The sequence below is a fragment of the Massilia yuzhufengensis genome, from assembly GCF_900112225.1.
Classification (GTDB): domain Bacteria; phylum Pseudomonadota; class Gammaproteobacteria; order Burkholderiales; family Burkholderiaceae_D; genus Telluria; species Telluria yuzhufengensis.
This window is the reverse complement of the sequence record NZ_FOLD01000026.1, coordinates 56,025-73,979: the sequence shown is the minus strand read 5'-3', so window position 1 is coordinate 73,979 and position 17,955 is coordinate 56,025. Positions and strand designations below refer to the sequence as shown.

16 protein-coding genes are annotated in these 17,955 nt (G+C 65.1%); 5 read left to right on the top strand and 11 right to left on the bottom strand.

Annotated elements, in window-relative coordinates; all coding sequences use genetic code 11:
• Positions 1–126: 126 nt before the first annotated feature.
• Positions 127–1,056 (bottom strand): histone deacetylase family protein, encoded by a 930-nt coding sequence (locus tag BM031_RS19100; protein WP_091876147.1) that lies wholly within the window; start codon positions 1,054–1,056, stop codon positions 127–129.
• Between the two features lie 173 nt (positions 1,057–1,229).
• Between BM031_RS19100 and BM031_RS19095 the strand changes: the two genes are divergently transcribed.
• The 5 genes from BM031_RS19095 to BM031_RS19075 all read left to right on the top strand — a co-directional run bounded on the left by BM031_RS19095 (position 1,230) and on the right by BM031_RS19075 (position 7,103).
• Positions 1,230–2,150 (top strand): AAA family ATPase, encoded by a 921-nt coding sequence (locus BM031_RS19095; RefSeq protein WP_091876146.1) that lies wholly within the window; start codon positions 1,230–1,232, stop codon positions 2,148–2,150.
• Complete coding sequence (locus BM031_RS19090; RefSeq protein ID WP_091876145.1) at positions 2,151–3,143, top strand: DUF58 domain-containing protein; 993 nt, start codon at positions 2,151–2,153, stop codon at positions 3,141–3,143. It abuts the gene before it with no gap.
• A complete protein-coding gene (locus BM031_RS19085) occupies positions 3,140–5,146 on the top strand; it encodes a transglutaminase TgpA family protein (RefSeq protein ID WP_091876144.1) in 2,007 nt (668 codons plus the stop codon). The genes BM031_RS19090 and BM031_RS19085 overlap by 4 nt, the downstream gene beginning before the upstream one ends.
• Complete coding sequence (gene mltB / locus BM031_RS19080; RefSeq protein WP_091876143.1) at positions 5,143–6,318, top strand: lytic murein transglycosylase B; 1,176 nt, start codon at positions 5,143–5,145, stop codon at positions 6,316–6,318. The genes BM031_RS19085 and mltB overlap by 4 nt, the downstream gene beginning before the upstream one ends.
• Before the next feature lie 449 nt (positions 6,319–6,767).
• Positions 6,768–7,103 carry a hypothetical protein gene (locus tag BM031_RS19075; RefSeq protein ID WP_036216124.1) on the top strand — a complete coding sequence of 112 codons (336 nt, stop codon included), beginning with the start codon at positions 6,768–6,770 and terminating at the stop codon, positions 7,101–7,103.
• Positions 7,104–7,260: 157 nt separating this feature from the next.
• On the opposite strand, the gene cysM is transcribed toward BM031_RS19075, so the two are convergent.
• The 10 genes from cysM to cmk form a co-directional block, all read right to left on the bottom strand.
• Positions 7,261–8,163, bottom strand: a complete 903-nt coding sequence (gene cysM, locus BM031_RS19070) for a cysteine synthase CysM (RefSeq protein WP_091876142.1) — start codon at positions 8,161–8,163, stop codon at positions 7,261–7,263.
• 98 nt (positions 8,164–8,261) lie between these two features.
• Positions 8,262–9,641: a M28 family peptidase gene (locus tag BM031_RS19065; protein ID WP_091876141.1), complete on the bottom strand. Its 1,380-nt coding sequence runs from the start codon at positions 9,639–9,641 to the stop codon at positions 8,262–8,264.
• A gap of 138 nt (positions 9,642–9,779) precedes the next feature.
• Positions 9,780–11,402, bottom strand: coding sequence for a methyl-accepting chemotaxis protein (locus BM031_RS26310; RefSeq protein WP_091876140.1), 1,623 nt, complete (start codon positions 11,400–11,402; stop codon positions 9,780–9,782).
• A gap of 248 nt (positions 11,403–11,650) precedes the next feature.
• Complete coding sequence (locus BM031_RS19055; RefSeq protein WP_091876139.1) at positions 11,651–12,013, bottom strand: ComEA family DNA-binding protein; 363 nt, start codon at positions 12,011–12,013, stop codon at positions 11,651–11,653.
• 102 nt (positions 12,014–12,115) lie between these two features.
• Positions 12,116–13,093: a D-glycero-beta-D-manno-heptose-7-phosphate kinase gene (rfaE1, locus tag BM031_RS19050; protein ID WP_091876138.1), complete on the bottom strand. Its 978-nt coding sequence runs from the start codon at positions 13,091–13,093 to the stop codon at positions 12,116–12,118.
• Positions 13,093–14,268: a lipopolysaccharide assembly protein LapB gene (gene lapB / locus BM031_RS19045; protein WP_091876137.1), complete on the bottom strand. Its 1,176-nt coding sequence runs from the start codon at positions 14,266–14,268 to the stop codon at positions 13,093–13,095. The genes rfaE1 and lapB overlap by 1 nt, the downstream gene beginning before the upstream one ends.
• Positions 14,269–14,287: 19 nt before the next feature.
• A complete protein-coding gene (locus tag BM031_RS19040; protein ID WP_091876136.1) occupies positions 14,288–14,602 on the bottom strand; it encodes a LapA family protein in 315 nt (104 codons plus the stop codon).
• A gap of 288 nt (positions 14,603–14,890) precedes the next feature.
• Positions 14,891–15,196, bottom strand: coding sequence for an integration host factor subunit beta (locus tag BM031_RS19035; protein ID WP_027864826.1), 306 nt, complete (start codon positions 15,194–15,196; stop codon positions 14,891–14,893).
• 19 nt (positions 15,197–15,215) lie between these two features.
• Positions 15,216–16,892 (bottom strand): 30S ribosomal protein S1, encoded by a 1,677-nt coding sequence (gene rpsA / locus BM031_RS19030; protein ID WP_091876135.1) that lies wholly within the window; start codon positions 16,890–16,892, stop codon positions 15,216–15,218.
• 392 nt (positions 16,893–17,284) lie between these two features.
• Positions 17,285–17,947, bottom strand: a complete 663-nt coding sequence (gene cmk / locus BM031_RS19025) for a (d)CMP kinase (protein ID WP_091876134.1) — start codon at positions 17,945–17,947, stop codon at positions 17,285–17,287.
• Positions 17,948–17,955: the final 8 nt, after the last annotated feature.

Below are 17,955 nucleotides of genomic sequence, written 5' to 3'. Positions count from 1 at the left end.
GATTAGATGAGCGAAAGGGGAAGGCGTTCCGTGCTGAGGCTGCGTGTATGTGAATTCAGGTGAGGTCAAATTCAACTTGGGTTCCCGCGCAGGCGAGAACCCAAGTTCGTCGCGCAGCCGCAAACTTTACTCCAGCTCCGCCAACACCTTCAAATGCGCCACCACACTCCTCCCCAACGCCGACAACGCATACCCGCCCTCGAGACAACTCACGATCCGCCCCTGCGCATGCTGGTTCGCCACCGCCATCACCTGGCGCGTGATCCACGCATAATCGGCCTCGACCAGCCCGATCCCGCCCATGTCGTCCTCGCGGTGCCCGTCGAAGCCGGCCGAGACGAAAATCATCTGCGGCCGGTGCGCGTGCAGCGCCGGCAGCCACAGTTCGGTGACCAGCTTGCGCACCGCTTCGCCGTCGCACATCGCCGGCACCGGCACGTTGACGCTGGTGGCAGTGATCGGCTCGGGGTCGGAGTAAGGGTAGAACGGGTGCTGGAACAGGCTTACCATCAGCACGCGCGGGTCGTTGCGGAAGGCGTCGGCGGTGCCGTTGCCATGGTGGACGTCGAAGTCGACGATGGCCACGCGCTCCAGGCCGTGCACCTCCATCGCGTGGCGCGCCGCGATGGCGACGTTATTGAAAAAGCAAAAACCCATCGCCTCGGTAGGCGTCGCATGGTGGCCCGGCGGGCGGATCGAGCAGAAGGCGTTGTCGACTTCGCCCGCGATCACGGCGTCGGTCGCCGCCACCGCGGCGCCGGCCGCGCGCAGGGCCGCCTGGTAGCTGTGGTGGCACAGGATGGTGTCGCCGTCGAGGGGATAGTAGTCGCCCTCGGCCGGCACGTGGTCGCGCACCAGCGCCACCGCGCCGGGGGTGTGGTTGCGCAGGACGTCGGCCAGGTCGGCCAGCGGCGCGCTGCGCTGTTCCAGCAGGCCGTCGATGCGGGCCAGGATCAGCTGGTCGTCGATCGCCTGCAGGCGCGAGGGCGATTCCGGATGCCAGTCGCCCATGTCGTGCCGCAGGCAGTCGGGGTGGCTGTAGATTGCTGTGCTCATTGTGCGGGTCTTTCGCGCCGGCTCATCCATGTTCACCCCTGCGCCCGTTCTCGCATAGAATCGGTGCAAAGGCTTGTTGCCGACGGAGTATGAAGGTTGCCAATGGCGCTAATCTACCATGACGGCGCCCCGCGCTGCCGGCACCCGCACCAACCAGACACCGGAACCCACCCATGTTCAATCAACTGCATGCCGCCGCACGCCAGGTCAACGAAATCGTGGTCGGCAAGGACCAGCAGGTCCGCCTGGCCCTGACCTGCCTGCTGGCCGGCGGCCACCTGCTGCTGGAAGACCTGCCCGGCGTCGGCAAGACCACGCTGGCGCATGCGCTGGCCATCACGCTCGGCCTGAAGTTCAACCGGGTCCAGTTCACCAGCGACCTGCTGCCGGCCGACGTGGCCGGCATCTCGGTGTACGAGCGCGAGACCAACGGGTTCGTATTCCATCCCGGACCCATCTTCACGCAAGTGCTGCTGGCCGACGAGATCAACCGCGCCACGCCCAAGACCCAGTCCGGCCTGCTCGAAGCGATGGAAGAACGCCAGGTCAGCGCCGACGGCGTCACCCGGGCGCTGCCCGAGCCCTTCTTCGTGATCGCGACCCAGAACCCGGCCAACCAGGTGGGCACCTTCCCGCTGCCCGAATCGCAGCTCGACCGCTTCCTGATGTGCCTCACCCTGGGCTACCCGGACGCCGCCGCCGAACGCGCCCTGCTCATGGGCGAAGACCGGCGCGCGATGCTGCGCAGCCTGCAGCCGGCGATGGAACCGGCCCAGCTGCAGGCGGCCCAGCGCGCGCTCAAGGAAATCCACGCCTCGCCCTCGCTGGTCACCTATGTGCAGGCGCTGGCCCAGGCCTCGCGCCAGAACGGCCTGTTCGCCGAGGGCCTGTCGCCGCGCGCCGCGATCGCGCTGCTGCAGGCCGGGCGCGCCTGGGCGGCGCTGGAAGGACGCGACCACGTGATCCCCGAGGACATCCAGGCCGTGCTGGTGCCGGTCTGCGCCCACCGCCTGCGCCCGCTCAAGGCGGCGCACGGCATGGCGCTGGCCAGCCGCGACCTGGTGCTGCAGTTGCAGAAGTCGGTCGCGCTCTAGATGACAGGGGGATTGCGCGCCTGGCTGCGCCGTTCCACCGGCAAGTGGCTGCCGCGCGGCGGCACGCTCGACGCCGGCGAAGTGGTGCTGAGCCAGCGCCGCGTGTTCATCCTGCCGACCCGCGCCGGCATCGGCTTCGCCCTGCTGCTGCTGGTGCTGCTGATCGGCTCCATCAACTACACCCTGGGCCTGGGCTTCGCGCTGACCTTCCTGGCCCTGTCCTGCGCGCTGGTCGACATGGTCTTCACCTACCGTAACCTGGCCCACCTGGCGCTGCAGCAGGGCCGCGTGCCGGCCGTCTTCGCCGGCCAGGAAGCGCAGTTCGAGCTGCATATCGCCAACCGCGGCAAGCTGGCGCGCTACGGCGTGTGGGTCGACTTCGGCGACGTGCCGGAGGCGCGCCACGTCACCGACATTGGCGAGCGCGGCAGCGCCGCAGTACTCCTCGGCGTGCCGACCGCGGCGCGCGGCTGGCTGCGGCCGGCGCGCGTGGTGCTGTCCACCCGCTTTCCGCTCGGGCTGTTCCGCGCCTGGAGCTACTGGCGCCCGGCGGCGCAGGCGCTGGTCTATCCGCGCCCGGAAGAAGGTGCACCCCCACTGCCGCTGGCCGGCAATGCGGCCGGCAGCGGCCGCGCCGGCGGCAACGACGACTTCGCCGGGGTGCGCAGCTACCAGGCCGGCGACTCGCCGCGCCAGCTGGCCTGGCGCCAGATCGCGCGGCTCGACCCGGCGCTGGGCGGCCAGCTGGTGACCAAGCATTTCGAAGGCGGCGTGGGCGACGAGCTGGTGCTCGATTTCGCCGCCCTGCCCGCCAACCTCGATCTTGAAGTGCGCCTGTCGCGCATGACGCGCTGGGTGCTGGACGCCGAGCAGCGCGCCCTGCCCTACGCCTTCCGCCTCGGGACCATCCACTACCAGGCCGGCGCCGGCGCCGCCCACCAGGCGGCCTGCCTGCGCGCGCTGGCGCTGCATGGCCTGGAGGAAGCGCCATGAAGGCGCCACGCCAGCCGCTCCCGCGCGACAAGGCCGACACCCTGCTGCTGCTGGGCAGCGCGGTGCTGGTGCTGGCGCCGCACACGCTGCACCTGCCGCTGTGGGTGTCGCTGCTGTGCGCGGCCACCCTGGCCTGGCGCGGCCTGGTGACCTTGCGCGGCCGGCGCATGCCGCCCACGCTGGTGCTGCTGCCGGTGGCGGCCGCCGCGATGGCGGGCGTGCAGTTCAGCTATAACACCCTGCTCGGGCGCGACGCCGGCGTGGCCATGCTGGTGCTGCTGGTGGCTTTCAAGATGCTGGAAATGCACGCGCGGCGCGACCTGTACGTGGTGATCTTCCTGTGCTTCTTCCTGGTGCTGACCAACTTCTTCTACGCGCAAGGGATCGGCACGGCCCTCCTGACCGTGGCGGCGGTGCTGGCCCTGCTCACCACCCAGCTGTCCTTCCAGTTCACCGGGGCGGTACCGCCGCTGCGCACGCGCGTGGCGATGGGCGTGAAAATGCTGCTGTTTGCCGCGCCCATTACCGTGCTGCTGTTCTTCGTGTTCCCGCGCCTGGGCGGCCCGCTGTGGGGCATGCCGGGACCGGGCGGGAGTGGCAGCGCCAAGTCCGGCCTGTCCGAACGCATGGCGCCGGGCCAGCTGTCCAAGCTCGCGATGTCGGACGAACCGGCCTTCCGGGTGCGCTTCGAGGGCCCGGTGCCGGACAAGGCGCAGCTGTACTGGCGCGGCCTGGTGCTGGACGCCTTCGACGGCACCGCCTGGACCCGCGGCGGTTCGATCCCGACCAGGTCGGGGACCTCGCTGAGCGTGCGCGGCGCGCCCCAGCGCTACGAGATCACGCTGGAGCCGACCACGACACGCTGGCTGTTCGCGCTCGAGATGGCCGGCCACATGCCGGAGGTGCCGGGCTACCGCGCCCGCGTGTCGCACCAGATGGAGCTGAGCAGCGACCGCCCGCTGGCCCAGCGCGTGCGCTATGCCATGATCTCCTACCCCGACTTCGCGCTGGACGGCCGCGACGCGCTGGACGACCCGAACCAGTGGCTGCTGCTCCCCTACGGCTACAACCCGAAGGCGCTGGCGGCCGGCCTGGCGCTGCGCAAGCAGGCCCAGCCCGCGCGCCGCGTCGAAGCCGTGCTGCGCCAGTTCCGCGAACAGCCTTACAGCTACACGCTGGAGCCGCCGCTGCTGGGACGCCACTCGGTCGACGAATTCCTGTATGGCACCCGCACCGGCTTTTGCGAGCATTATTCGGGCGCCTTCGTGTTCCTGATGCGCGCGGCCGGCATCCCGGCGCGCGTCGTCACGGGCTACCAGGGCGGCGAACTCAACCCGATCGACGGCTTCGTGACGGTGCGCCAGTCCGACGCCCATGCCTGGGCCGAGGTGTGGATCCGCCACCGCGGCTGGGTGCGGGTCGACCCCACCGCCGCGGTGGCGCCGGAACGGGTGCACCGCAACCTGGCCGCCGCGGTCGAGCCGCCCGCGCCCTTCGGCATCGATGCGCTGCGCGGCTTCTCGCTGTTCCAGCAAAGCGGCGATTCGCTGCTGGGACGCCTGCGCGATGCGGTGGGCGCGCTCAACAACGGCTGGAACCAGTGGGTGCTGGACTACACGCCGGAACGCCAGCGCGGTTTCATGAAAGAGCTGCAACAGATCCTGTCGGGCTGGCGTATTGTCGCCTTGACCATGATCGGCCTGGGCGTGTTGCTTCTGGCGAGATTTTTCTATCGCCGTAGGGCAACTGACCCGGTGGAGGCGGTATACTCCGCCCTATGCAAGCGCCTCGCCCACCTGGGCCTGGCACGGGCAGCGGACGAAGGGCCCACCGCCTACGCGGCCCGGATCGCGGCCATGCAGCAGCTGGCGCCGCCATCACGCGAAGCCGCTGCCGAGTTCCTGCGCCGTTACAGCGCCTGGCGTTATGCGCCGCCCCAGCCCGCTTTGCAGCGCCAGCGGCTGGCCGCTACCTTGAAGAGTCTATTGTCCCAGGTTAGATGAAATCGATCGTTTCCCTGTTTGCCGCGCTGGCATTGGCGCTTGTCCCGGTTGGGCCGGCCGCTGCCGCGAAAGAACCGCCATCGCAGAGCGCCAAGGCAAAATCCAAGGCCAAGGCCAAGGCCGGCAAGAAGGCCAAGGCCGGCAAGCGTGTCGCCGTCAAGTCCAAGCGCGTGCCGAAGGCCGCGCCGGCCGTGGTGATCGACTACGACGGCGAACACCACAATTTCCTTGAATGGCAGGCCGTGCGCGAGTTCATCGACGAGATGGCCAGCGAGCATGGCTTCGAGCGCGCCGAGCTGGAGTCGCTGTTCGGCCAGGCCCGCTTCATCGATTCGGCCGTCCAGCTGGTCAAGCCGGCCCCGCCCGGCAAGCCGAAGAACTGGGAGCTGTACAGCTCGCGCTTCATCGAACCGATCCGCATCGCCGCCGGCGTGCGCTTCTGGAACGAACATGCCGACGCGCTGGCGCGCGCCGAAGCGGCGTATGGCGTACCGGCCGACATCATCGTCGGCATCATTGGCGTGGAAACCATTTATGGCCGCGACACCGGCAAGTTCCGCGTGCTCGACACGCTGGCCACGCTCGCCTTCGCCTATCCGGAAACGCCGAACCGCGCCAGCCGCATGCGTTTCTTCCGCAGCGAACTGGCCAACACCCTGCTGTTCGCGCGCGAGCACAAGGTCGAGCCGTTCTCGCTGCTGGGCTCGTTTGCGGGCGCGGTCGGCATGCCGCAGTTCATGCCGGGCAGTATCCTGAAATTCGGCGTCGACTTCAACCAGGACGGCCAGATCGACCTGCGCAACTCGGCGGAAGACGCGATCGGCAGCGTGGCCAATTTCCTGGTCCAGCACGGCTGGAACCCGGAGCATCGCGGCACGCCGGTCTACCCGGCCGAGGTCTCGCCGAACCGCGCCTGGGAGCCGCTGCTCGACCTTGGCCTGGCGGCCACCCTGCGCCCGGAACAGCTGCGCGCGGCCGGCGTGTCCTTTGCGCCCGGCTTGCCTTCGGAACGCCTGTACGGCCTGGTCGACCTGCAAAACGGCGCCGAGGCGACCGAATACTGGGTGGCGGACGATAACTTCTTTGCCATCACCAAGTACAACCGCAGTTATTTCTATGCCATGTCGGTGATCGAGTTGGGCCGCACCGTACGGGCCTCGCGCGGCGGTTAGTCATTGCCGAACGGGAAACTTTGTATCGAGTTGTAACGAGTTTCCCCGGTATTAAGCCTTGTTAACGTCTTGATACAGGCGCATACTCCCCAGGGGTATGCGCTTATTTTCCGCCGATTCTCTGCAGAAACACTCCCCCTTCGGCCATACCCCCCATTTTCTTGTCATCCTGTCAGCGCTTTTCATACTGTGCGGCATCAAAATCCCCCAGGTCTTACACTGCAGATTAATCAAAAAACAATTATTATTCCAGTGAGTTTGTGAGAGAATTGCATTGAGGCTATTGTTGCGATTAGACAACAATACCGAGGATAGATATCTGATTCTTATTGCTATCGAGTATCAGATTAGAAATTAGTTGTACAATTGAATAGAAAATTACGAAATAATGACATCTGGAGCCGGGCGCCGCATGGGGCTCCGTCCAACCCAAAATAGGATATTGAATCATGACAAACCAAGTCGGCATTGATATGAATAGCGATTCGGAGTCCGATGAACTCCTGCAGTACAACCCGAACCGCCTGCTCGACACCCTGATCGAGAACCTGCGCCTGAAAAACGACGCAGCGCTGTCGCGCGCCCTCGAGGTTGCACCGCCGGTGATCTCGAAGATCCGCCACCACCGCCTGCCAGTCGGCGCTTCGCTGCTGATCCGCATGCATGAAGTCAGCGACCTGTCGATTCGCGACCTGCGCTACCTCATGGGCGACCGCCGCGCCAAGTTCCGCATCAGCGACAAGCAGTTCAAGCCAAAAGAAGGCGCCGCCCCGAAAGAGGCGTAATCCGGTCCGGCGCAAGGCGCCGTTCCAGCCCGGCCCTTGCAACCGGGTCCTTCCATGCCGCGGCCGGCGTCAAGCGGCCGCGTGGCCAGCCATATGGAATTGCTAAAGTAAAAAAGCCATCCGTCAGGATGGCTTTTTTGTTGGCCGCATCATGCGCTCAAGCAGGGAATACGCCCGTCGACAGGTAGCGGTCGCCGCGGTCGCACACCACGAACACGATGGTGGCGTTTTCGACCGTCTGCGAAACGCGCAGCGCCACTTCGCAGGCGCCCGCCGCCGAGATGCCGCAGAAGATGCCCTCTTCCGCTGCCAGCCGGCGCGCCATCTGCTCGGCCGCGGCCTGGCTCACGGCTTCGACCTGGTCCACGCGCGCACGGTCATAGATCTTCGGCAAATACGCTTCCGGCCACTTGCGGATGCCGGGAATCGACGAGCCTTCTTCCGGCTGGGCGCCGATGATGCGGATGGCCTCGTTCTGTTCCTTCAGGTAGTGCGACACGCCCATGATGGTGCCGGTGGTGCCCATCGCGCTCACGAAATGGGTGACGCGGCCTTCGGTGTCGCGCCAGATTTCCGGGCCCGTGGTGTCGTAGTGGGCGCGCGGATTGTCCTGGTTGCCGAACTGGTCGAGGATGATGCCTTCGCCATTCTTCTGCATCTGCTCGGCCATGTCGCGCGCGTATTCCATGCCGCCCGACTTCGGCGTGAGGATGATCTGGGCGCCGTAGGCGGCCATGCTCTGGCGGCGCTCGACCGACAGGTTGTCTGGCATCAGGAGCACCATCTTGTAGCCGCGGATGGCGGCGGCCATCGCCAGGGCGATGCCGGTATTGCCGCTGGTCGCTTCGATCAGGGTGTCGCCCGGCTTGATCTGGCCGCGCTCTTCGGCGCCGCGCAGCATCGACATGGCGGCGCGGTCTTTCACCGAGCCGGCCGGGTTATTGCCTTCGAGCTTGCCCAGGATGATGTTGTTGCGCGCAGCCGCGTCCGCACCGGGCAGGCGCACCAGGCGCACCAGCGGGGTATTGCCGATCGTGTCTTCGATGGTCTTGTAAGCCATTCCTTGCTTTCTCGCGATTTCCTAAACCGCTATTCTAATCCGGACAGCAAGGTGGCGTACGAGGGCGGCCTCCAGAGCCGGCCGCCCCCTGCTGCGGGTCAGCGCTGCGGCATCGGGTAGGTGGCGACACTGACGTTGCCGTCCTTGTCGACCGCCTGCACGCCGAAAAACACATTGTCCTTCGACATGTCCAGCGTTGCTTCCTGCACGTTGCCGACCCACTTGGCGCCTTGCCAGAACGAGGCGGTGGTCTCGCGCCAGACGATGCGGTAACCCGCGACGTCCGGCTCCGGGTTGGCTTGCCACACCAGCGTGGAATCGTTGGTCAGCTTGTCGGTGCGCAGCTTGACACCCTGCGGCGCCGCCGGCGCCAGCGCCAGCGAAGCCAGCGCCGCGCCGTTCACGCGCGCCACCTTGGCGATGTAGTCGTAGTCATTGAACTTGATTAGGTCGCCGTATACCTTGCCATTTTCGGTACGCAGGTCCTGGTGCTGGTGCGAGAAATCCTCGGCCGGCTCGGTAAAGCGCAGTGCCGCGTAGCCCTGCTCCAGGAAAGGCATGTGGTCGCCGCCGCGCAGGTAGCGGTCGGAGCGGTGGATCACCGAGACCTTGAAGCCTTTGACATAGCGCTCGCCCTGTTCCTTGGTGTGGCGGGCCAGCTGGCGCGACAGCGAATCGCTGTCGCCGCCGGTGGCGACCAGCTGGCGCACGGCGTCGCTCATTTCCCTGGTGGCCGGTACGCTCTGCGAGAACAGGCGCACCTGCTTGTTATCCACCTTGCCATTGTCGGCAGTCGAGCTGCCGATGATGTCGTTGGTGAACATGCCGGCCACGTTCAGGTTGTTCTTGCGCGCCTGTTCTGCCCAGTGGCGCGCGCCCAGCAGGCCCTGCTCTTCGGCGGCGACCGTCATGAACACCAGGGTCGCATCGAACTTGTACTTGGCCATCACGCAGGCCAGTTCCATCACGGCCGCCGTGCCCGAGGCATCGTCGTTGGCGCCGGGCGCGTCGGCGGTGTAGTTCATCACGTCGGACACGCGCGAATCGTAGTGGCCGCTGACCACGTACAGGCGGTCTTTCGCCGCGTCCTGCGTGCCCGGCAGCGTGGCGACCACGTTGACGATCTCGGTGGGTCGCGAGATGCGCGCCGACACCGGGGCGACGTGGCTGTCGAAGGCCACCTGCAGCGCGGTGCCGGCGCCGCAACGTTCCAGCTCGCTCTTGATCCAGCGCCGCGCCGCGCCGATGCCGCGCGTGTCGGATTCGGTTTCCGACATCGTGTGGCGGGTGCCGAAGCCGACCAGCTTGGCCACGTAGGCTTCGATACGCTTGGGCGAGACTTCGGCCACGATCTTGTTGATCTGCGGCTGCTGGCGCTTGATGTCCGGGGAGGCTGGGGTGCCCTGGGCGGCGGCCGAACCCGCGGCGAGGGCCAGCAACGCGGCAAGCAGGCGTGGGGAAATACGTGCGTGAGGCATGAGTACCTTTCTGGTTGTGGTGTGCATGATGACATGCACATCTTCTCATGCGAACTGCTTGGTGTCAGTCAATACACGCGGGGCAAACGGAGCAAGGCAGGGGTGGCGACACTGGCCTGCCGCCCTGCCCCGCCCGCGTCAATGCGTGGACAGCGCCAGTCGCGACTTCGGCTCCACGCTGCGCGGACTGACGGCGTCGAGCCGGAACACGCCCACGACGCGCGCCAGCCGGTCGGCTTCCGCCTCGAGCGAGGCTGCGGCCGCGCTGGCTTCCTGCACCAGTACCGCGTTCTGGCGCGTGGCGTCGTCCATCTGGCCGATCGCGTCGTTGACCTGGCCGATTCCAGCGCTCTGCTCGGCGCTGGCATGCGTGATCTCGCCCATGATGTCGGTGACGCGGCGCACCGACACGACGATGTCATCCATCGTCGTGCCGGCCTCGTCCACCAGGCGCGCACCTGCGTCGACGCGCTCGACCGAGCTGCCGATCAGTTCCTTGATCTCTTTCGCGGCGGCGGCCGAGCGCTGCGCCAGGTTGCGCACTTCGGTTGCCACGACAGCAAAACCACGGCCCTGTTCGCCAGCCCGCGCCGCTTCCACGGCGGCATTGAGCGCAAGGATATTGGTCTGGAAGGCAATGCCGTCGATGACGCCGATGATGTCCACGATCTTCTTGGACGAGGCATTGATCGAGGCCATCGTTTCCACTACCTGGGCCACGACGGCGCCCCCGCGCAGGGCCACTTCGGAGGCCGACTCGGCCAGCGCATTGGCCTGGCGCGCATTGTCGGCATTCTGACGCACGGTGCCGGTGAGCTGCTCGACCGAGGCGGCGGTCGCTTCGAGCGTGCCGGCCTGGCGTTCGGTACGGCCGGACAGGTCGCGGTTGCCGTTCGCGATCTCGGTCGACACGCTGGCAATGCTCAACGTGCCGTTGCGTACCTGCTGCACGATGCCGACCAGGCTGTCACGCATGCCCTTCATGGCGTACAGCAGGCTGCTGCGGTCGTCCGGCGCAGTATCGATCTTGATGCCAAGGTCGCCTGCCGCGATGGCGCCGGCAATCGCGGCGGCATACTCGGGCTGGCCGCCGAGCTGGCGCAGCAGGCCGCGCGCGATATACCAGGCGCCCAGCGCGCCGGCCGCGATCGCACCCAGGCAAAGCAAGGTCATCCAGCCGAAGAATCCGGAAGCGACATCGCGGGCGGCGGCCGCCTCCTCGTTGTTCAGCTTTTCCTGCAAGTCGATGAAACGATTGATGCTGGCGAGCCAGCCGACGAAGGCGGGCCCCGCCTGCTGTGCCAGCAGGGTGCCCGCGTCCGCTGCCTGCCCTGCCGCATGCAGGGCGACCACGCGGTCGATCAGCGGCTTGGTGCGCTGCTCCTGGTCCTTGATCGCGGCGAGCGCTTCTTTCTCGGCTGCCGGAACATCTTGCAGCTGCGCGAACAGCGCGTCCATCGGTGCGGCCGAGCGAGCGTAGTTGTCGTCGAGCGTCTTGATCAGCTCGATGGCGACGGTTGCCGCGGCCGGATCGGACGCGAGCACGACGTCGCGCAGGGCAATCGCGCGGTCATGTACGCTGCCACGAAAGTTGATCGCGTAGCGCTGTTTGACATTGTTGACGTCGTTGATGTGATTCAGCGTGCGGTCGATCTGGCCGACCCGGCTGATCGCCAGGCCCGTCAGGATGATCATCAGGAGGAATACTGCGCCATAACCGATAGCAAGGCGGGCGCCGATGGTGAGGGAAGGTTTGGTCATGTCTGGGCTGGTAAGGTCGGGCAAGCCAGCACACATCTAGCGCTGGCAGTTGCCCAATGGCAATTACACGACTATAGCACGACAATCAATACGAACCGTCAAAATCGTCATTAATTATTGGATTGACGCCAAGCTTGGCGGTGGAATGTGGTTCAGTGCCGGGACGAATCGCATGTTTTTGATTGCATGGCCAAGCATTGGAGGCCGCAGGCGGCGAAACCCGCGTTGCCGCGGGTTTCTTTAGCCAATTACATTCCCTTCTGCTCAGCCGGCTTGGCCTTCGCATCCGCCTTGGCCGACGTCTTCTCGGCCTTGGCGCCGGCAGGCTTGGCGGCCGTGCCTTCCTTGGCCTTGCCGTTGACCTGCAGGCCGGCCTCGGACAGCTTCATGGCCTTCTTGTCGCCCACGCCCTTGACCCGCTGCTGGAAATCGGCCCAGTCCTTGAACTCGCCCTTGGCGCGCTCGTCCAGGATCATCTTCGACATGCTCGGGCCGACGCCCTTGACGCCGTCCAGCGCGGCCGCATCGGCCTTGTTCACGTCCACCTGGGCGAAGGCAAGGCTGGTCGAAGCGGCCAGTGCGGCAACAGCAAGCATCAGTTTCTTGATCATGTGGTTTTTCTCCGTTGGTTTTCGCATGATGGACAGCGACGCCATCCACCATGCCCTAACGAAGCTGCCGGGCCGTCGTTGACGAGGCCGGCTTGAGCCAGATCAACCCGGGAACAATTCCTCGCGGGTCACGGTTGCCGTGCCCAGCTTGCCCACCACGATGCCGCCTGCGCGGTTGGCCGTGGCCAGCGCTTCGTCCAGCGGGGCGCCGGCGCCCAGCATCGCGGCCAGGGTGGCGATGACGGTGTCGCCCGCGCCGGACACGTCGAACACCTCGCGCGCCTCGGCGTGGACGTGCAGCACCTCATCCTTGCTGTACAGGCTCATGCCCTCTTCCGAGCGCGTCAGCAGCAGCGCGTCCAGCCCGAGCTCGACGCGCAGGCGCTGGGCCTTTTCGGTCAATTGCTCCTCGGTCTTCCAGCCACCGACGACGCGCTGCAGTTCCGAGCGGTTCGGGGTCAGGATGGTGGCGCCCTGGTAGGGCGAAAAGTCGTCGCCCTTCGGGTCGACCAGCACGATCTTGCCGGCCGCGCGGGCCGACCGGACCATCTCGGCCACGTTCACCAGCGCGCCCTTGTTGTAGTCGGACAGGATGACGACGTCGTAATCGGGCAGCAGCGCCTTGAACTGGTCGAGCTTGTCCCGCAACACGGTCTCGGTGGGCGCGTCCTCGAAGTCGATGCGCACCATCTGCTGCTGGCGGCCGATGACGCGCAGCTTGATGATGGTGGAGATCGCATCGTCGCGTTTCATGTAGCTGTGGATGGCGGCGCCGCGCAGCAGCTTCTCGACCTCGTCGCCGGCCTCGTCGCTGCCGGTCACGCCCAGCAGGCCCGTGTGGGCGCCAAGGGCCGCGGCATTGCGCGCCACGTTGGCCGCGCCGCCCAGCCGCTCTTCGCGGCGCTCGATGCGCACCACCGGCACCGGCGCTTCCGGCGAGATGCGCGAGACGTCGCCGAACCAGTAGCGGTCGAGCATGACGTCGCCCACCACGAGCAGGCGCACGGTGGAAAGTTCCGGGGCCGCGGCGCGGCGGAAGCTGTCTGCCGCCAGCAGGCGGCTCGGGATCGGATCGGTCATCAGTTCATCACATTCAGTTCTTCGGTGCGGCGCGGCGGGTAGGTTTCCCAGCGGCTGCAGCCCGGGCATTGCCAGTAGAACTGGCGCGCCTTGAAGCCGCAGTGGCTGCACTGGTAGCGCGCCAGCTTCTGGGTGTAGCGCTGCACCAGGTTTTTCACCATGGTCAGCTCTTCCCAGACATGGGCCGGGGCGTCCATCAGGCGCGCTTCGAGCAGTTTATCCAGGCCCAGCAGGGTCGGATTGCGGCGCAGCTCGTCGATCACCAATTGTTTGGCCGCTTCCACGCCATCGAGTTCGATGACGGCCTTGAATACCACCTCGATCAGGTCGATCGACGAGGCTTCGGCCAGGTAGGCGCGCAGCAGGTTGACGCCTTCCTGCGGCCGCCCCACCTTGCGGTAGCCGTCCATCAGGCGGGCCGCCACCAGCGCCACATGGGGCACGCTCTGGTGCTCGACGCGGCGCCAGGTGTTCAGGGCGCCTTCGGTGTCGCCCTGGGCCAGCAGCGCGTCGCCGGTCAGGATGGTGGCGCGCACGCTGGAACGGTCGGCCAGCAGGGCCTTGTCGAGCAGTTGCATGGCGTCGGACGGCTGCAGGTGCACCAGGGCGTCCTGCGCCAGTTCGCAATAGAACTGAGCAATTTCCTTCTGGCGCGCGCCGGCGCCCGATTCCTGCAGGCCGGCGGCGACGTCGATCGCGCGGCGCCATTCTTTTTCACGCTGGTAGATTTCCAGCAGCGCCTTGCGCGCCTGCACGGCGTAGGAGGTATCGACCAGCAAATTAAACGTTTCCTCGGCGCGGTCGAGCAGGCCGGCCTTCAGGTAGTCCATGCCGAGTTCGTACTGGGCGTGGGCCTTCTGTTCGGACGGCAGGTCCGGGCGCGCCAGCAAGTTCTGGTGCACCCGGATCGCGCGCTCGGTCTCGCCGCGGCGGCGGAACAGGTTGCCCAGCGCGAAGTGCATGTCGGCCGATTCCGGATCGAGCTTGACGATCTCGATGAAGGAATCGATGGCCTTGTCCGGCTGGTCGTTGAGCAGGTAGTTCAGGCCCTTGAAGTAACCGCGCGGCAGCGAGCGCGATTCCGAGACCAGTTCATTGATGTCGACGCGGGCGGCGATCCAGCCCAGGCCGAAAAAGAAGGGGATGCCAAGCAGCATCCAGATTTCGAATTCCATGTGTTCTTCTGTAGGGCGCTCAGGACAGCTTGGGCGCCGGGTTCACGGCATCCGGGGCCGGCGGGGCCGTGCCGGTACCGGCGGCGCTCTGCAGGGCCTGGATGGTGTTCTTGTGCTGCGAGGTCTGGCGGCGCTGGCGGAACACGGTCGGCGTCAGCGCCAGGATACCCAGTGCGGCGCCGGCGATGAAAAAGGCCAGCAGCATCAGCACGAGGGGTCCGCGCAGTTCGTAATTCAGGAAGAAATGCAGGTCGACTTCCTGGGTGTTCTTCAGGGCGAAGCCGAAGAACAGGATGAAGAGGATGATGCCGGCAATCGTCGAAACAAATTTCATCAGCAGGGCCCGCTGGTTGAGTGCAGAAAGGCGAAGTGTCGCATATTCAACATGATATTTCAAAAGGCGTGTGGGTGCTGGGCGGTTGGGGTGCACGGTTAAGCTAACGCGGTGCAACTAACTTGGGTTCCGGCCTTCGCCGGAACGACGTTGTTTGAGTTTATCTTTAGCCCAAAGACCGTCGTTCCGGCGCAGGCCGGAACCCAATTTCACATGCAAACCACTAAGCTCAAAAAAAAACGGCATCTCCAAGGAGACGCCGCTTTTGCCTGCACAACGCAGACGACTTCAGTCTTCAATAATCGGTTGCCCGACCATTGCGTCCACCCGCTCGCGCAACTGCTTGCCTGGCTTGAAGTGAGGCACCCGTTTTTCGGGCACCATCACCTTGTCGCCGGACTTCGGGTTGCGGCCGATGCGCGGGGGCCGGCTGTTCAGCGCGAAGCTGCCGAAACCGCGGATCTCGATGCGTTGCCCGGTCGCCAGGGCGTTGGTCATCGCATCGAGGATGGTCTTGACAGCGAATTCCGCGTCTTTCGCGACCAGCTGGGAATAACGCTCAGCCAGTCGGTTGATCAGCTCGGACTTGGTCATCTGGTCGCCTCAGGAGGTCTTAGTTCTTGTTGTCGAACTTGGCTTTCAGCAGGGCGCCCAGGCTGGTGGTGCCGGTCGCTGCGCTGTTGTCCGACGACAGTTTCTGCATCGCTTCCTGGGTCTCGACATTGTCTTTCGCCTTGATCGACAGCTGGATGCTGCGAGCCTTGCGATCGATGTTGATGACCAGAGCTTCGACCTTGTCGCCCACTTTCAGGTGGGTGCCAGCGTCTTCCACGCGGTCACGCGAGATTTCCGAAGCGCGCAGGTAGCCTTCGACTTCTTCGCTCAGGGCGATCACGGCGCCTTTTGGCTCAACCGATTTCACGGTGCCGGTGACCAGGGTGCCCTTGTCGTTCAGCGACGAGAAGTTGTTGAACGGGTCGCCTTCGAGCTGCTTCACGCCCAGCGAAACACGCTCGCGCTCGACGTCGATTGCCAGGACCACGGCTTCCAGCTCGTCGCCCTTCTTGAAGCGACGCACGGCTTCTTCGCCGGCTTCGGTCCACGACAGGTCCGACAGGTGGACCAGGCCATCGATGTTGCCTGGCAGGCCGATGAAGACGCCGAAGTCGGTGATCGACTTGATCGAACCACGGACTTTATCGCCCTTCTTGTGGGTCATGCCGAAGTCGTCCCATGGGTTCGCTTTGCACTGCTTCATGCCCAGCGAGATACGGCGACGCTCTTCGTCGATTTCCAGGACCATGACTTCCACTTCGTCGCCCAGCTGGACAACTTTGTTTGGCGCCACGTTCTTGTTGGTCCAGTCCATTTCCGACACGTGGACCAGGCCTTCGATACCCTGCTCGACTTCGACGAACGCGCCGTAGTCGGTGAGGTTCGTGACTTTACCGAACAGGCGGGTGCCTTGTGGGTAACGACGCGACAGACCGGTCCAAGGATCGTCGCCCAGCTGCTTGACACCCAGCGAGACGCGGTTCTTTTCCTGATCGTACTTGAGGACCTTGGCGGTGATCTCTTGGCCAACCGACAGCACTTCCGACGGGTGACGCACACGACGCCATGCCAGGTCGGTGATGTGCAGCAGGCCGTCGATGCCACCCAGGTCCACGAACGCGCCGTAGTCGGTGATGTTCTTGACGACGCCGGTCACGACCGTGCCTTCTTTCAGCGTTTCCATCAGCTTCTGGCGCTCTTCGCCCATCGAAGCTTCGATGACAGCGCGGCGCGACAGCACCACGTTGTTACGCTTGCGGTCCAGCTTGATGACCTTGAATTCGAGGGTCTTGCCTTCGAACGGGGTGGTGTCCTTGACTGGACGGGTGTCAACCAGCGAACCCGGCAGGAATGCGCGGATGCCGTTGGTCAGGACGGTCAGGCCGCCTTTGACTTTACCGTTGACGGTACCGGTGACGATCTCGCCCGATTCCATTGCTTTTTCCAGTGCCAGCCACGAAGCCAGGCGCTTGGCCTTGTCGCGCGACAGGATGGTATCGCCGAAACCGTTTTCCAGCGATTCGATGGCCACGGAGACGAAGTCGCCAACTGCGACTTCCAGCTCGCCCTGGTCATTCTTGAATTCTTCGATTGGGATGAAAGCTTCCGACTTCAGGCCCGCGTTGACGATCACGAAGTTGTGATCCAGGCGGACGACTTCAGCGGAAATGACTTCGCCCGAACGCATGTCTTGACGCGACAGCGATTCTTCAAACAGGGCGGCAAAGCTTTCCATACCGGTTGCTTCGGTGGTTGCAGTAGACATAAAAGTTTATTACTCGAGTGAGCCCAGCAGGCCGGCGATAGTGCGGACTGAACTGGGGTTAGGTTAGAACACACCTGCAAGCACGGGATGTGATTGCAGGCACCCTACGTGGACGATGTGCTGGTTCGGTGGACAGTGGAGCATCGATGCTGCCACCCGTACCACCTGCCCCAGCACGTCGTCCCGGCGCAGGCCGGGACCCAATTTCCTCTGCGTTTCCCGCGGCGATGACTCGAGCCAACGATGACGCAACGAACTTGGGTTCCGGCCTTCGCCAGAAGTCGTTGTCTCCAGTGGAGACAACGACGGTTTTCAGGCTGACTACTCCGGAAAAACCGCCATCTCAAAAACTGTCATACAAATCAAGGATGCGCATACCACGCCAGCACCTGTTCAACCGCTTCCGCAGCCGTCATTGCCGAGGTATCGAGCAAATGCGCATCCGCTGCCGGGACCAGCGGGGCGATCGCGCGCTTGGTGTCGCGCTCGTCTCGCTCCTTCAAATCCGACAGGAGATCGTCCATATTAGCAGAAATCCCTTTGTCAATCAATTGCTTATATCGGCGCCCAGCGCGTGCTTCCACGCTTGCGGTCAAGAAAACTTTTAATTTTGCGCCGGGAAAGATCACCGTGCCCATATCGCGTCCGTCGGCCACCAGGCCGGGGGTTTCGCGAAAGCCCAGCTGCAGGCCGTACAGCGCCTGGCGCACGGTCGGCAGCGCGGCGATCTTCGATGCCATATTGCCTACTTCCTCGGCCCGGATCGCCGCGGTGACGTTCTCGTTGTTCAGGAAAATATCGCCGCCCACGAAGCGGGCCGGCAGGTGCTCGGCCAGCTTGGCGATGCCGTGCTCGTCGCGCAATTCGAGCCCGCGGCGCAGCGCCTGCAGCGCCGTCAGGCGATACAGCGCGCCCGAATCGAGCAGGTGAAAGCCGAGGCGCTCGGCGACCTTGGCCGCGACCGTGCCCTTGCCGGAGGCGGTGGGTCCATCGATGGCAATGACGGGAATAGGATTGTTCGGCATAGCACCCT

Bases quoted from the DNA above. Each gene is read 5' to 3' on its own strand.
- BM031_RS19100 (WP_091876147.1), bottom strand. From the start codon at position 1,056: ATGAGCACAGCAATCTACAGCCACCCCGACTGCCTGCGGCACGACATG.
- BM031_RS19095 (WP_091876146.1), top strand. From the start codon at position 1,230: ATGTTCAATCAACTGCATGCCGCCGCACGCCAGGTCAACGAAATCGTG.
- BM031_RS19090 (WP_091876145.1), top strand. From the start codon at position 2,151: ATGACAGGGGGATTGCGCGCCTGGCTGCGCCGTTCCACCGGCAAGTGG.
- BM031_RS19085 (WP_091876144.1), top strand. From the start codon at position 3,140: ATGAAGGCGCCACGCCAGCCGCTCCCGCGCGACAAGGCCGACACCCTG.
- mltB (WP_091876143.1), top strand. From the start codon at position 5,143: ATGAAATCGATCGTTTCCCTGTTTGCCGCGCTGGCATTGGCGCTTGTC.
- BM031_RS19075 (WP_036216124.1), top strand. From the start codon at position 6,768: ATGACAAACCAAGTCGGCATTGATATGAATAGCGATTCGGAGTCCGAT.
- cysM (WP_091876142.1), bottom strand. From the start codon at position 8,163: ATGGCTTACAAGACCATCGAAGACACGATCGGCAATACCCCGCTGGTG.
- BM031_RS19065 (WP_091876141.1), bottom strand. From the start codon at position 9,641: ATGCCTCACGCACGTATTTCCCCACGCCTGCTTGCCGCGTTGCTGGCC.
- BM031_RS26310 (WP_091876140.1), bottom strand. From the start codon at position 11,402: ATGACCAAACCTTCCCTCACCATCGGCGCCCGCCTTGCTATCGGTTAT.
- BM031_RS19055 (WP_091876139.1), bottom strand. From the start codon at position 12,013: ATGATCAAGAAACTGATGCTTGCTGTTGCCGCACTGGCCGCTTCGACC.
- rfaE1 (WP_091876138.1), bottom strand. From the start codon at position 13,093: ATGACCGATCCGATCCCGAGCCGCCTGCTGGCGGCAGACAGCTTCCGC.
- lapB (WP_091876137.1), bottom strand. From the start codon at position 14,268: ATGGAATTCGAAATCTGGATGCTGCTTGGCATCCCCTTCTTTTTCGGC.
- BM031_RS19040 (WP_091876136.1), bottom strand. From the start codon at position 14,602: ATGAAATTTGTTTCGACGATTGCCGGCATCATCCTCTTCATCCTGTTC.
- BM031_RS19035 (WP_027864826.1), bottom strand. From the start codon at position 15,196: ATGACCAAGTCCGAGCTGATCAACCGACTGGCTGAGCGTTATTCCCAG.
- rpsA (WP_091876135.1), bottom strand. From the start codon at position 16,892: ATGGAAAGCTTTGCCGCCCTGTTTGAAGAATCGCTGTCGCGTCAAGAC.
- cmk (WP_091876134.1), bottom strand. From the start codon at position 17,947: ATGCCGAACAATCCTATTCCCGTCATTGCCATCGATGGACCCACCGCC.